Annotated in this window: 14 protein-coding genes; 13 read left to right on the forward strand and 1 reads right to left on the reverse strand. The window is 42.1% G+C overall.

Annotated elements, in window-relative coordinates; genetic code table 11:
• The first annotated feature begins 4 nt into the window (after window positions 1–4).
• From BUF15_RS19850 to BUF15_RS27835, 13 genes are all read left to right on the forward strand, one after another.
• Window positions 5–922 (forward strand): polysaccharide deacetylase family protein, encoded by a 918-nt coding sequence (locus tag BUF15_RS19850; RefSeq protein WP_073615462.1) that lies wholly within the window; start codon window positions 5–7, stop codon window positions 920–922.
• On the forward strand, window positions 903–2,072 hold the full coding sequence (locus BUF15_RS19855; RefSeq protein WP_073615463.1) for a glycosyltransferase: 1,170 nt from the start codon (window positions 903–905) through the stop codon (window positions 2,070–2,072). Before BUF15_RS19850 ends, BUF15_RS19855 begins: the two co-directional genes overlap by 20 nt.
• A 416-nt stretch (window positions 2,073–2,488) precedes the next feature.
• A protein-coding gene (locus BUF15_RS19865; protein WP_407642633.1) for an IS3 family transposase occupies window positions 2,489–4,050 on the forward strand; the annotation gives its coding sequence in 2 pieces (ribosomal slippage) (window positions 2,489–2,957 and window positions 2,957–4,050; 1,563 coding nt in all).
• Between the two features lie 25 nt (window positions 4,051–4,075).
• Window positions 4,076–4,234: a hypothetical protein gene (locus BUF15_RS27180; protein WP_159441336.1), complete on the forward strand. Its 159-nt coding sequence runs from the start codon at window positions 4,076–4,078 to the stop codon at window positions 4,232–4,234.
• Between the two features lie 803 nt (window positions 4,235–5,037).
• Complete coding sequence (locus BUF15_RS27480) at window positions 5,038–5,415, forward strand: helix-turn-helix domain-containing protein (protein ID WP_200802430.1); 378 nt, start codon at window positions 5,038–5,040, stop codon at window positions 5,413–5,415.
• A complete protein-coding gene (locus BUF15_RS28430; RefSeq protein ID WP_200802432.1) occupies window positions 5,301–5,594 on the forward strand; it encodes a transposase in 294 nt (97 codons plus the stop codon). The genes BUF15_RS27480 and BUF15_RS28430 overlap by 115 nt, the downstream gene beginning before the upstream one ends.
• Window positions 5,515–5,820 carry a transposase gene (locus BUF15_RS27490; RefSeq protein ID WP_200802431.1) on the forward strand — a complete coding sequence of 102 codons (306 nt, stop codon included), beginning with the start codon at window positions 5,515–5,517 and terminating at the stop codon, window positions 5,818–5,820. Before BUF15_RS28430 ends, BUF15_RS27490 begins: the two co-directional genes overlap by 80 nt.
• 54 nt (window positions 5,821–5,874) lie before the next feature.
• The gene (locus BUF15_RS19875) at window positions 5,875–7,065 is read left to right on the forward strand and encodes a glycosyltransferase (protein WP_073615466.1); all 1,191 of its coding nucleotides are present in this window, start codon (window positions 5,875–5,877) and stop codon (window positions 7,063–7,065) included.
• Window positions 7,062–8,207, forward strand: coding sequence for a glycosyltransferase family 4 protein (locus tag BUF15_RS19880; RefSeq protein WP_073615467.1), 1,146 nt, complete (start codon window positions 7,062–7,064; stop codon window positions 8,205–8,207). Before BUF15_RS19875 ends, BUF15_RS19880 begins: the two co-directional genes overlap by 4 nt.
• A gap of 50 nt (window positions 8,208–8,257) precedes the next feature.
• A complete protein-coding gene (locus BUF15_RS19885; RefSeq protein ID WP_084554259.1) occupies window positions 8,258–9,910 on the forward strand; it encodes a NosD domain-containing protein in 1,653 nt (550 codons plus the stop codon).
• On the forward strand, window positions 9,907–11,454 hold the full coding sequence (xrtW, locus tag BUF15_RS19890; RefSeq protein WP_073615469.1) for an exosortase W: 1,548 nt from the start codon (window positions 9,907–9,909) through the stop codon (window positions 11,452–11,454). Before BUF15_RS19885 ends, xrtW begins: the two co-directional genes overlap by 4 nt.
• A 112-nt stretch (window positions 11,455–11,566) precedes the next feature.
• On the forward strand, window positions 11,567–13,558 hold the full coding sequence (locus BUF15_RS19895; RefSeq protein ID WP_159441337.1) for a heparinase II/III family protein: 1,992 nt from the start codon (window positions 11,567–11,569) through the stop codon (window positions 13,556–13,558).
• Between the two features lie 529 nt (window positions 13,559–14,087).
• The gene (locus BUF15_RS27835; RefSeq protein WP_234981230.1) at window positions 14,088–14,708 is read left to right on the forward strand and encodes a GNAT family N-acetyltransferase; all 621 of its coding nucleotides are present in this window, start codon (window positions 14,088–14,090) and stop codon (window positions 14,706–14,708) included.
• Between the two features lie 23 nt (window positions 14,709–14,731).
• Here the strand turns inward: BUF15_RS27835 and BUF15_RS19905 are convergent.
• A partial coding sequence (locus tag BUF15_RS19905; protein ID WP_234981229.1) for a hypothetical protein occupies window positions 14,732–15,204 on the reverse strand: 473 nt, incomplete at its 5' end.

Here is a 15,204-nt window from a genome sequence, read left to right on the forward strand (position 1 = left end):
ACCAATGCGATTTCAATTATCGCCTTATATTCTTGATAAAGGACTTAATATACTCTCCAAGAAATATAGCTTCATCTCAATAACTGAAGCAATTGACATGTTAACAGGTGTAATACCAATTAAGCCATACAGTATGGTCCTTACGTTCGATGATGGTTATCGAAATAATCTCAGCCACGCTCTCCCCATTTTATCTAAATACAACGCGCCTGCTGCAATCTTTTTATCTACGGGTCACATCTACACCAATGAACCATATTGGTATGATCGCATGGACTATGCATTACAACATTTAAAATGTAATATTCAATTTGAGTTCGAATCTAATTTATATAATTTCCCCCCTAATAACCCATTTGAGCTTTCACAGTCCTTCCATAACCTTCGGTACGCATTAAAAAGTAGTCCGTCTAACTACCTATCAACCTTATCGAAAATAAATGAAATCTTATCGTTACTAGAGAATAATAGCCATGGATCACTTTACGACATCTTCGAGAATGACCCTTGGACATCGCTCTTAAATTGGGATGAAATCAAGATTGCATCTAAAAAAGGAATATATTTCGGTTCACACACTGTAGACCATTTATTGCTGGGCAAAGTAAACAGCCAAGTAGTACTAAATCAACTATCAATATCCAAACAACACATTGAAAACAACACTGGACAATCGTGTCAAATTCTTTGTTATCCTGACGGGGATTATACTCCTGAAGTGATCAAACTCGCCCAGAACTGCGGCTATAAAGCCGGTTTATCAATAAGAGGCGGTATTAATCACCCTGGTCAAAAGAATATTTTTCTATTAAGCAGAAACTCTTTCCCTAATAGAGATAACTATTTATCGATACATGCTGGAGCGTCTGGACTGACAGCTTTTTTCCAAAGGATTAGGTTAAATGTCAACAAACACACATAAATCTCAAGAGGCTTTAATTAACCATAACTTATCGAAAAGTATCTGTATTGTTGCTCATTTCGCATATGGTTCATTAGTGGGCGATCTGTCAGGTCATATCGGCGGCGTAGAAAGGCAAACCTCTTCATTAGCGCTTTGGCTTGCTAAAAATGGATATAAAGTTAGAATATTAACATGGGATGAAGGGCAGAGAGAAATTGAAGATGTAAATGGAGTTACTGTTATTAAAATGTGTCCCCAAAACTCAGGCTTACCCATTTTACGATTTTTTCACCCAAGATGGACATCTTTATGCCAAGCATTGAAAAAAGCGAACGCTGACATATATTATCAGAATTGCGCTGAGTATGTTACCGGCCAAGTTTCCCTATGGTGCAAATTAAATAATAGAAAATTTGTTTATTCTGTAGCAAGCGATCCTGATTGCCTACTAGACTTACCTAAAATGAAATCCTATCGAGAGAAGGTGTTATATCGTTATGGTTTGCATAATGCGAACAAAATCATTGTTCAAACTAAAAAGCAACAAAAGATGATTTTAGAAAACTTCGGTAGAAACTCCGAAATAATAAACATGCCTTGCCAAGGATTATCTATATCAACATCTCCTTCTAAATTTGAAGAGAGGTATGCCAATCGCATTTTATGGGTAGGAAGAATTGCTCCAGTGAAACGATTAGAATGGTTATTAGATATTGCTGACATGGCTCCAGATTTATTTTTCGAGATAATAGGCCCCCTTGATAACAGTGAATATTCTCTATCTCTGACTCAACGTATTTCTAAAATGCCAAACGTTTATTTTCGAGGAGCAAAAGGCAGATCAGAACTATCTGCATATTACTCCAATTGCGCTTTACTTTGTTGCACTTCATCATACGAGGGATTCCCAAACACCTTTTTAGAAGCGTGGAGTTACGGTATGCCAGTCGTTTCCACAATTGATCCAGATAATTTAATCAAATCTAAACACCTTGGTGATACCGGCGCATCGCCTAAAGAATTATTGTCTTCAATCCTTCTTCTATTAAATGATCCCTCTAGATGGAAATCGGCATCTCTCAGTGCTCGAAATTACTACTTACAAAATCATAATGAGGACAATATTTTGCCACTATTAGTCAATACAATATTCAATCATAAAAATTAATGCTTCCTCATCAATTATTATCGAAATTCCAACATATTGATAACATAAAATATTGCCAAACGATCTTTCGTAAATTTTTACCATTCAGGAGTTGCCCATTCAACTGAAAAGGAAACATTATTAATTTCGCTTAGCGTCATTTTTTCTTAACAAAAGCGATCGGAAAAATACGCTCCTCCTTATATGCAATATCAACATATTACATAGGAGATGCCATGATATCGATCAAACGTTATAGAATCACCGCGGGCAAACCTTCGCATTCGGCCAACTAACGCAATATGAGAAAACATATGAATGCTGACAATCTGCTTGCAGTTATCCGGGATGATTTTCGTAAGAACCCTAACCCCCAGTGTCAGGGAAGTTGCCGCATGAACTGAAACCCATTATAAAAGGGGGCAGGAGGTTCATGCATGAAGTACTCACAAGAACGAAAAGAGGCGGTCTTGCGGAAGATGATGCCACCGCACAACCGATCGATCAGCCAGTTGGCCAAAGAAGAAGGCATCAGCGATCCGACCTTATACAACTGGCGTAATGAAGCGCGCCGAAAAGGCATCCTGCTACCCGACAGCGATGCCAGCCCTGAGGGTTGGACTGCCCGGGACAAGTTTGCGGCTGTCATTGAGACAGCGGCCCTGAATGAAGAGCAAACCGCCGAATACTGTCGGCGCAAAGGTATTTATCCGGAACAACTAAAACTTTGGCGTGGTGCCTGTGAAGCCGCAAACGATTGGGATAAGCAGGCTGGTATCAAGTTGAATTTGGAACAGAAAACTAACCGCAAGCGTATCAAGCATCTGGAAAAAGAGCTGCAGCGCAAGGAGAAGGCTCTTGCCGAAGCAGCAGCGCTGCTGGTGTTACAAAAAAAGGTGCAGGCGATCTAGGAAGAGGACCCCGAGGACGAATGATTAGCACCCCTGATCGCCGTAGAACTGTTGGGCTAATAAATACTGCTCGCCAAAATGGTGCCCGCCTGGCACCGGCGTGCCAGGCGGCAAGCATCGACCCGCGCACCTACCAGCGCTGGATCAAGAATGGCAGAGTGCAGTCTGACAAACGCCCACTGGTTGCGCGGCCGGAACCGGCAAACAAATTGACACCGGAAGAACGGCAAAGCGTTCTGGATACCTGCCATAAGCCGGCATACGCCAGTATGGCACCAGGGCAGATAGTTCCTCGTCTCGCTGATGAGGGGTTTTATCTTGCCTCAGAGTCAAGCTTTTACCGCATTCTTCACGAGGCAGATGAACAGCATCACCGTGGTCGGAATGCAAAGCCACGGCGCCATCATCCGCCACAAGGCTATTGTGCGACAGGCCCCAACCAGGCGTGGAGTTGGGACATCACCTGGCTATCGTCTCCGATCCGAGGCATGTTTTACTATCTGTATATGATCGTAGACATATTCAGCCGCAAAATAGTTGGCTGGGAAGTCCATCCGGTTGAGAGTGCAGAGTTTGGAGCAAAGCTCTTACACAATGCGATCCTTGCCGAGGGTTGCCTGCTGGAGCCGCCGGTGCTGCATGCGGACAACGGAGGCCCGCAAAAAGGTTTTACCATGAAGGCCAAACTGGAGGCCCTCGGCGTCACGCCATCCTACAGCCGGCCGCGGGTCAGAAATGACAATCCGTATTCGGAGTCGTTGTTTCGCACCTGCAAATACCGTCCTGAATATCCGACCCACGGCTTTGACAGCATTGAAACTGCGAGGAAATGGGTCAGGACGTTCGTGAGGTGGTACAACGAGCAGCATCTCCACAGTGCAATTCGTTTTGTGACCCCAGGTCAGCGGCATCGTGGTGAAGATGAAAACATCCTGGCGAACCGCCACAGAGTGTATCGGCAGGCACAGCAGAAGCAGCCCAATCGATGGAGCGGTAAAAGTCGCAACTGGCAACAGGTCCACGCGGTGTGGCTCAACTGCCCTTACGAGGCTGAAACTAACGTGGCTCAAGTTCTGAAGACCGCGTGATTATGCGATCGTTGTCAAAGAACAGATGAAAATCAAGATGATTTTCTTTGAAAAATCAACGCATAACGACTCTACAGCCGAAAGCATTGGTGACGTCAAGGGCGCGAAGCAGAGCGGAGCGTTTATCTTGACCCTTGACTTCACCAATGCTGGAGGCTACTTCACGGCCACATTACAGGAATAGCATCACCAGATTAGAGTTTGCAGGTAGGTAAAATGCAGCAACTATCCTGAAAAATAGCGTTTTCCAGGCAGCGTTAGAAAAGAAGGGGGATAAAAAGTATCTCTGGGAAGATATTCGAGGCTTCTTTCATCACTATCAAATCGATATAATTGAAATCATTTTATGTGCGATAGCGTTTGGTTATGAACGGCACAAGTTGAAATATGACTGCTCGACGTAGAGCCTAAATGAGCAGTAATTTTGTCTAAGATCATGCCTTGAAATGATGCATTTCCAAGGTTATTTTGGGGGGTTGCTTTAATGATGGTGAAAATAACTCACGTGCCTCTATTTTGGATGTTTTATAGCCATAGGTTGATTTTAAGCGAACGTTCTGTCGACATCCCTGGTTCTTGGTTCCCCTGTTCGACGTTTTTTTTTGATCTAAATGGCTAAAACGGGAATAGCTAAACCCTTAGCCATTTATTTATGCACCAAGCTAACCACTTCTTTTATTTATTAACCTGGCGACAAAATTAGTGAATTATGTTAAATTGTTGGAATGAAATAAACAGATACAAGATCACTCTCAAGTGAAATCCAACAACACAATAGGAATCTTGCGATAAGCCTTTTCAAAAAAGGCGTAGAGCGCAAAGAAATAGCCAAAATCATCGGCATCCATTATGGCGTAGCATGCCGATGGCATAAGAGCCTGGGATAAGGGAGATCGCAAGGCCAAAGCGATACAGCTTGAGAAGCGGGGGCTGAGTAAGGGTGCTAATTGCATACTTACCGTTGATCAGGAGCGATGCCTGAAAAGATTGCTGGTCGAGAAAAATCCACAACAACTTAAATTGCTATTTGCGCTATGGACCCGCAAGGCAATTCAGTCTGTTGTTTATCAGATGTGGCGCGTGCGAATGGCTATCCGCACTATAGGTGACTATCGGAAAAGATGGGGTTTTACACCTCAGAAACCTTTCCGAAAAGCCTATGAGCAAAGCCCTAAAGCTGTCCAGGAATGGCTTGATGTTACCTATCCAAAGATTAAAAGCCGTGCAGCAGCAGAGAAGGCTGAAATCTACTGGGGGGAGATGAGACCGGAGTTCGCAATGATTGTCAGCAGAGTCGAGATTACGCGCCCCGTGGCAAGACCCCTGTTGTTGCAATCAATGCGAAACGTTTTTCACTCAATATGATTTCTGCTATCAACAATAAAGGCCTGTTGCGATTCATGATGTACGAGTCAACCATGACAGCAGGTGTTTTGCTCAAATTCATGAAACGTCTGATAAAAGATGCAGACAGAAAGCTGTTTGCTGGACACTTTGAAAGTGCACCATGCAATTTTGGTGCGGCGATGGCTCGAAAAAGATAAAAATAAAGAGGAGATAGAGGTATTTTATCTACCCTCATTTTCTCCAGAACTTAATCCAGATGAGTACCTCAATTGCGACCTGAAGTCAGGTATTCGGCGTGCTGCTCCGAGCAGAAGCAGTGAAGATCTGAAGAAGACAGTATCGAACCACATGCGGATGTTGCAAAAGAAATCTGCAAGGGTTGCGAAGTATTTTGAACATCCGTCAATCAAATATGCAGCGTGAACCTATATCGCCGCCGAGTTAATAAACTAAACCAATAAATTATCCATTAATGCCATGAGTCGCAAACGTGTTTTAATAGTTATTAGTAATCTAGAATATGGCGGCGCACAACGTCAAGCAATTGAACTTCTAAATAATTTGGATTCATCCGAGTACGAGCCGTATATCTGCTCATTATCTGATTATGCGCCACTTAAAAATACTATTATTGATGCAGACAGACGTTTAATCATTATCCAAAAACAATGGAAATTTGATATTTCTGTTGTCTTCAAATTAATCAAACTTATAAAGCAATTAAGAATAGACATTATACATAGCTTTCTATTCGATTCAGAAATTGCCTCTCGATTGGCTGGCAGATTATGTTCAGTACGAGCTATCATTGGATCTGAACGAAATTCAAATTATTCTCTAAAATGGCGCCAATTAATTGCTTATCGTCTGACTAGGAATTCAGTTGGAATTATTATTGCCAACTCTTGGGCAGGCGCCAAATTTAACTCCAAAATGCAGGGATTACCTGTTGATCGTTATCGAGTCATACATAATGGCATAGATACAAATAGATTCTTCCCAAGACCCAATTTGAACGAGTATAAAACAAGTCTTGGGTTTGACATTAGTGATCGCCTTGTAGGAATGTTTGCAAGTTTCAAAACACAAAAGAATCACATGTTGGCACTGAAAGCTATGAAAAGAGTTTTCAACCAAATTCCAAACACAAAATTCCTTATGGTTGGCGAAAAGTTACATGCGGGCATGCATGGTTCAGATGCTTATTATAACAAAATATGGACATTAGTTGATCAAATCGGCATCAGAGAGCACTGCTTTTTTCTTGGGAATAGAGATGATGTTGAAAAACTCTATTGTGCGTGTGATCTTACTATTCTTCCTTCTTTATTTGAAGGGACACCCAATGCACTACTGGAATCGATGGCATGTGGGACACCCGTGATTGCAACTGACGTCTCGGACAATTCTATAATCATACAAGATGGTATCTCTGGACTGATTGTACCTTTAGGTGATGATCAACTTTTATCAGAAAAAATAATAGGGCTGCTCAGAAACAAAACACTACTCCAGCAATACGGAGAAAACGCATCCCGCCGAATTATAAAAGAATATACGAGTAAAAAATTGGCTGAAAAAACAGCCTTTGTCTATGAAGAGGCGTTAGCACGCAACAACAAAAAATCTCTTCGCCCTAGACTTATAGAAAAAAAGAGGGCAAAATGAAAGTGGTAGTTGCTACACACTATCCAACTCAACTTGACTCCCCCAGAGGTGGTGTCGAAGCAGTTAGCGTTGTCCTAGCTGATGCATTGGCTTCATTGCCAGATCTGGAGGTTAATGTCGTTGCCTTAGATACTACAGTCAAAAACAATCGTGTTTTTAAACTGAAAAATGGTGTCATAATTCATAGGATAGCAGCACCAGCAGGTAGCATGTTAATCAGCTCCATTAGTACATGGAAAAAGATATTACAAAAATTCATCATCGAACTATCGCCAGATATCGTCCACGCTCATGATACTTACGGATTAATGACCACAAACCTTGATATACCGCGCGTTTTCACAATGCACGGCTTTATACACAGAGACGTAATGTTCTCTAAACAATACTTCCCTTTTATCAGATCACATATATGGCGTTTTTTCGAAACTGCTTCCTGGGCATCCCACCCCAACATTATCGCTATTAACAAATATGTTCATAATCGTATTTCACCACATACCAAAGGAAATATTTACGATATCGAAAATCCCATAGACAAATGCTTTTTCAATACTAATGAAGGCGTCAAAAAAGATCAAACTATATTTTCGTCAGCAGTCATTGCTCCGAGAAAGAATATTCTTTCCTTAATTAACGCTTTCGAAATGCTTCTTCACGATTTTCCAGAATTTTCATTGCAGCTGGCCGGACCAATTACCAATCACAAATACGGTGAAATTATTAAAAAGAGGATAAACAGCAACAAACTCGCTGGCAAAGTAATTCTTCTAGGCCAACTCAACAGATCTCATATTGTTGAGAAACTATCTAGTGCAAGTATTTTTGCACTCACTTCACTTGAAGAGAGTGCTCCTTTAGGTATATCCGAAGCATTAGCAGTCGGCACCCCAGTTGTTACATCTGATAGATGCGGAATGCCATATATGATTGATCACGGACAAACAGGATTTCTTGTTGACCCACTTAATGTTTATGATATCTATCATAAATTCAGAAAATTGCTCAACAACAAACAACTACGTAAACACATGGGAACCCGAGCTAAAAATATTGCACACAAGATATATGAGCCAACAGTTGTAGCCGAGAAAACTAGAAATGTTTATCTTAAAATATTGCAGTCTAACGTATCCCGGTAATACATTATACTCACCGGAAACTATTAGTGGATGCCACAAGGAGGTTTATCATGTTTACAAAATTCTATACTATCTCAATTTCTATCGCAATCTATCTTATATCATTCTCAAGCGCGTATTCATACTCTCCACCTACAGCCATACCGAGTCCTGGCCTTTGGGGAACCACAAATCCTATAGATACTCCAGCGCCAGATCCTCAAAATAGATGTCCTTCTTGGCCAAGCAACTCAAATGTTGATTGTTATTATATAGATGCATCCCATTCAAACTCGACTGACTCATCTAATCCATTAGGATATCCCGACAAGCCCCGTATCTCTATCCCTGAAATTGCCTACAATGCTGGATCATATGTTTCCATCAATAATTCCTCATATACTGGAGGCTCTCAAATTATAACCACTTTTAATGGTACAGCATCAAGTCCTGTATGGGTTGTTGGAAAAAATATGACTGCCATTCGTGAGTGGATCGTTAAAGGATCATATGTGATATTCGACAACATAGATTTTTCTACCAACTATGGAATCCTGCAATTAAGACCTCACAATGGTAGTAATATTCATCATTTTTCCCTTCGAAATTCAAATTTAGAAGGCTCTGGCACCTATGGTGGAAATGGTTCAGCAATTTCTATATATGGCGATTCAACCAATAGAGTTACAGATATTATCATCTACAATAATACTATTCAGAGTTTTGGCGATAACAATTATATATCTGAAAACGACTTCCATGGCATTCTCCCAACTGCATATAGCAACAATATTTGGATATTAAACAACAATATTTTTAACAATGGTGGAGATTCTATACAAGTTGGTTCAGCTACTTTGAATGATGTAGCTCGTCCTCATCACATTTTTATTGCAAACAACACTCTTCACGATGATAGAGAAAATGCCATTGACATAAAAAGATCTCAAAATGTTATTGTCTACAACAATACATGCTACAATTACTCGTCCAGAGATTCCTCTGCCGGTGAAGGTATTGTTGTCCACGACAGTCCAGATAATGTGTGGGTAATTAACAATATTGTCCATAATAGTACTATTGGCATAACTTCAACTGGAAGTACCAATACATTTTTTATTGGGAACGTAGTCTATTCAACCGACACAGCATTCCACATTAGAGGAGCAACAACTGGCGGAATTTTCAATAATTCACTTTCTTTATATAAACGTGGCATAACCGTTAGTTCAAATAATATTTCAATACTAAATAATATTTTGTCTAACCGAGAAGATGTTAATGAGGCAGACCTTTCCTTTGGTGACACATTAGATGCTAGCACATCGAGCGTAGACTACACATTATTTAGTAGCTCCTACTCCCCAACAATCCAAGTTGGAAGCACTCAAATGAGTATCGGTGATTTTAAAGCCAGCTTCGGGAAATGCAATATACTATGTGAGGAAGTCGCTAATATCGGATTTTTAACTTCTCAAAGCAATGATTTTCGATTATCAAGTACATCAATTGCTATTGACAAAGGTTTTCTTATTTCTCCGCTTTCTCTTTTCAGTCAACAGTACGCTCTCGATCTCAATATGGACTACATGGGAAATCATCGCCCATCTGGCTCTACTCTCGATATAGGAGCGTTCGAATACCCTATTGATTCACCTGTTGGATCTATCCCACCTACACCGCAAACTATTGCTCCGGTCATTAAATCCATCATACAACAATGACACACGTATCAAATATTAGACTTCGAACCTTGGCCAGTATCTTATCATTGATACTGGCCATAATGGTATTGTATTGGGATAATTCACAATGGCTCTATTCTCAATGGATAACCGACAAAGCCTATTCCCATGGCTTTTTCATTCCATTCGTTAGTCTTTACCTCATCTGGTGCAAAAAAGACTTCTTTGAAATTATTCCTGCAAAACCAAACCGGTTTATTGGCTATCTTTGTATAGGTTGTTGTTTGTTCCTGCTTTTAATTGGCCGCGTTGGTGCAATCATTCAGCTGGAAGCCTTTTCCTTTTTTTTAATTATTCCCAGTATCATTCTTCTGTTATACGGATGGAATTATCTCAGAATATCACTCTTTCCAATACTTTACCTGCAGCTCATGATACCATGGATGGATCCTATTCTTGAAAGGATGCATAGGCCATTTCAAATTGTTACTGCCAAAATAGGTTCTGCTCTTCTTCAATTGAAATACCCCGTTTACACTGATGATTTACACATCAATCTCCCCAGCATCTCGATGGTTGTTGCCCGTGAATGTAGCGGTATCAGTTTTCTGATTTCGGTAATAGCTGTCGGGCTGCCACTCGTTTACCTTACCCAAAAGAATTGGATCAGGGCAGTCTCTGTTGTTTTCATAGGCTGCATTTTGACAGTTTTGTCGAACGGCTTACGCGTTGCTGTAGCAGGATACTTTGGCGAGAACTTTGGTCCGGAAATGCTTCATGGCCCAGCGCATATTTTTCAAGGATGGTCTGTTGCCTGGTTTGGCTGGATAGGACTTTTTATAGTCAACTGGATTTTTTCAAACCTACCGTACCCACACGGAGAACCGAAGTATTGTCTTTTCGAAAAATGGCGTAATGTTCGTTGCGAACCGCTTGCGACCACACGTATATATTCATCTCAAACATCCGCTTTTGCCTCCCTATTGGCAGTTCTTCTAGGGGCAGCTCTTTATCTCAACCTGGTCGCAATGCCTCAACCTGTCTCTCTTGTCTCACCTTTAGCAGCAATACCCTCAAACATCTCAACATTCAGCAGCCAACAATGCGAAGACCCAACACTAGCGACGTTCTTCCCCAATCTCGACGAGAGTCTCTGCAGAATTTACAGGGATTCTTCTCAGCAACAAGAGGTTATTTTATTCATTGGTTACTACAAAAATCAGGACAACAACAAGCGTTTGACGAGCTTTCTATCGAAACCATTGCACGATGGAGGAGAAGTTCTACCTCTCCCTCTTAAGGGCAATACCTTCAATGTGACTTCCTCCAGCTTACTCCTGAATGACACGCGATACCGAACACTTTTTTGGTATCAATTTCCTGGAACAGCAAAAATTGCTGATCGACTCCATGCAAAATTACAGATATTACAATCCGGCATACTTCACCGACATAATAATGGGGCTATCGTCTTTCTCGCTTCACCCCAACGAAGTGATAGTCAAAGAGATAATGAAACCGTTGGCACATTGCAATCTTTTGCAGCGGAGGTTAGTCCCATAGTTGACGGGCTATTACCATAAGCAAGGTCAGTCTATCAGCACTCACTGATGAACACTTTTTCTCTATCCTGCAAACACCTCCACTTCTAACTCAATGCAATCCTTCTCTTGGTATTTCCAACGTCTCAAAACAATGTCGCCCAGAGAAGTTTTCTGGCGCCTGGGTAACAAATGCACTGACCTGAAGGATGCATATGCTATTCGTCATGGAAAATTTCCAACAGTACAAGACGCTATTGGCAGCGAAAATGGCCAATCTTTTACGCCGCAATTTCGTCTGTCGCTCCATTCGCCAGATGAAGATCGTCACAATTGTTCCCAGTTCAATTGGTCATGGGCAGAACATCTTCTGACCAAGGCCAATCTCATCCTCGAAAATAAGCTCACCTATTTTCATCTTCAAGAACATGATCATGGTGACCCGATTCAATGGAATAGGGATCATGGCAGCGATATTGCCGCCCCACTCGATCTATCCATGAAAATCGATTACCGCGATGTTCAGGAAGCGGGAGACTGTAAGCTTGTCTGGGAGCCCAATAGACATCAACATCTTGTTGTACTTGGTAGAGCGTATCGTGTAAGCGGTCAGAGAAAATACGCAGAGGCCGTTCAGGAACATTTTGAGTCATGGCTCGATCAATGTCCTTACGGTTATGGTATGAACTGGCGAAGTCCCATGGAGTTGAGCATTCGCCTTGTAAACTGGGTATGGGCACTAGACCTGACGTTGGAGTCTGGCATTTTCAATGGGGAATTCCGCGACCGGATACTGCATAGTGTTTACTTGCACTTGCACGATGTGACACGGAAATACTCCAAGGGTTCTTCCGCCAATAATCACCTCATTGGCGAAGCCGCAGGTGTCTTCATTGCCACCAGTTATTTCTCACAATTGAAAAATGTAAAAGAATGGCAGAAGCAGAGCTACGAAATTCTGTGCCGCGAGATTGAATTGCAGACTTTTGCCGATGGCTGCAATAAGGAATTGGCCCTTGAGTACCAATTTTTTGTCCTTCAGTTTTTTCTTATCTGCGGAATTGTCGGCAAGTGGTGTGGCAAAGACTTTCCCCAGCGATATTGGGATAACCTTGAAAAACAATTGCTTTTTATTGGTCGATTACAAGAAGGTGGAGGATCGCCGATTTTTTATGGTGATGCAGACGATGGATATGTTTTAAATCTTGGTGATTCCCACACAGACCCGCGCCCTTTGTTAGGTATCGGAGCATTACTTTTTCATAATAGTCAACTCAAAGCCTGGGCTCCGGAATACTCAGAGACCCTTTATTGGCTTTTTGGTGCTTCGGGATACGAGAGGTTTAAAGCTATTGATACATTTAGTGTAAATAAACGTATCTTTTCACATCAGTTTCCAGATAGTGGTTTCTATATGCTGCAGAGCGGAAATAGGGACTGTGATGATCATATTAGCGTGCTATTTGACTGCGGGCCACTGGGCTTTGGTGCCATTGCAGCCCACGGCCACGCCGATGCTTTAAGCTTTACTCTTAAAGCGTTTAATGAAGATATTCTGGTCGATCCTGGCACATATGACTATTTCACCTATCCGGAATTGCGCCGCTACTTCAAAAGTACTATTGCCCATAACACCATTGAAGTGGATGGAGTAGACCAATCTGTCGTTCTTGGACTTTTTCTTTGGGGCAAACGAGCAGAATCAGAATGCCTATCGTGGCAACCGGAACAGAATGGTGGTCTCGTTAAGGGGCAACAGAATGGATACATGCGCCTAAAAGATCCGGTACTGCATTACAGGACCCTCCATCTTGATGGCGACAATCGAATCCTCCGTATCACTGATGAAATAATCTGCAAAAGTAAGCATACACTTCGCTTGCCTTTTCACTTTGCCCCAAACTGCATACTAGAACAAATTGACTCAACCCGATACCATTTTTCTGGCCTCAACGGCAGCGGTTCTATTTGCCTTGACCCAAGAGTCAGCATTGAGATCTACAAAGGAAACCTCAATCCGCCACTCGGGTGGTGCAGCAACGGGTATCATCGCAAACAGCCGAGCCCTACGCTTCTAGCAAGGGTTGAAATAAACGGCAATATCAAACTCTCGACATCAATTATTCTCAATGATCCATTGTCTTGAAGCAAACCGCCCCATGCAGCTCAATGCGAAACATTATACTTCTCTCGATGATCTCTTTTGCTATGCTGAACGTTGGAATGATCTTGTCCGTCTCTCAGAGGGCAACAGTATTTTTTTGACTTGGGAATGGCTTTCGTCATGGTGTGCACATGTCGCTCACGACGTGAAGCTTTTCATTATCCTGGTCTTGGATGAACAAAAACAAATTCACGCTATTCTCCCCCTCTATCAGAGCAATTTTCTTCTTTTCAATGCCATTCCCTACAATTGCCTCCGCCCCATGGGCGATTGCCATTGTGGCGGAGAATACCCCGATCTTATCATTTCATCTGAAAGAGCGCTCAGCGACGTGACTGATTGCATTAGCTCCTATCTCGCAAAACAAAATAAACTGTGGGATTGCCTCTATTTCCCTTATATTTCAGGTTGGACCAATGCAATAAACCGACTGAGCCTGATCAAGAGAAAAAGCATTGCCTTCTCAAGGCAGAGAGAGTGTGTCTTCAGCTCCATTTCCCTCCCGGACACTATGCAGGAGTTAAATCGTGATACCTTAGGGTCTTTTTCCTCAATCATTCGCAGACAGAAAAAAAAGCTATCACAATTGGGAAGAATTACCATTGACCTTTGTGACAAAGAAGATGATTTGCCTCAATATCTTGAAAGTCTCTTCATACTTCATAAAAAGCGCTGGGAGTCCATCGGCCAAGAAGGAAGCTTCGTCAGGAGACCTTTGATGCAGGACTTTTATACTGGTTTTGCCTCCAAGGCATTTCGTAAAGGCTGGTTAAAAATTTTTTCTCTGAAGCTGGATGGCAGTATTTTGGCTGTTCAGATCGGTTACCTCTACCATGGTGTTTTCTATCAAATGCAGGAAGGTTTTGATCCGAATGGGCCTGGCGGACTCGGCAACATCCTGCGGCATTCTGTCATCGATTGGTGTATCGCAAATAACGTAAGAGAATATGATTATCTTGGTGGAGATGAGGAGCACAAACTGAAATGGGGAGCGAAGCAGCGCACCGGTGCTCATCTCTTTGTCGGCAGGAAATCATTCAAAAACATGCTTCTTGCCATGGCCGACATCTGGCCCTCCGGGAAGTTCATAAACGAAGGTCCTCCAGCAAACCTCGGCCACTCGCACGATTAATTCGTCGAGCACCCCTTTGTTTTTCACCTTATCTGCATATCTGCTTTTTCAAGGCTGACGGTATCAAGATAAAGTGACCTAAGCTCCGTAATATTGTCCACGTAAAACCCAATTCCTGTCATTCGGGCAAGATCGACTCCTCTGCTATTTGCGATGTTGTGTATTTCCTCTAGCGGAACCTGAACAGCTGTCCAACTACCAGGATACACTGAAACATTCCATGCGCATAGGTCGTTGAATCTTTTATCACCCTTTTGCCCATTGAGTGCGTCTTGAATGAGTATCTCTATAGAAATCGTTTTGTTACCGGGATTAAAAAGATAAAATTTCAGGTATTTATATCCGCGCCAGTCTTTTGGAAAGTATTCCAACCTGACACCGGACCATGGCCCCGGATAAAAGTAAGCGCTCAACAAACGCCATCTTTTCATATCGTTAACAATCTGTTTCATTGTGGCAAACCAGACCACGGGAGGGCACAATGAAAACAGAGCAT

Source organism: Desulfopila aestuarii DSM 18488 (assembly GCF_900143695.1).
Lineage (GTDB): Bacteria > Desulfobacterota > Desulfobulbia > Desulfobulbales > Desulfocapsaceae > Desulfopila > Desulfopila aestuarii.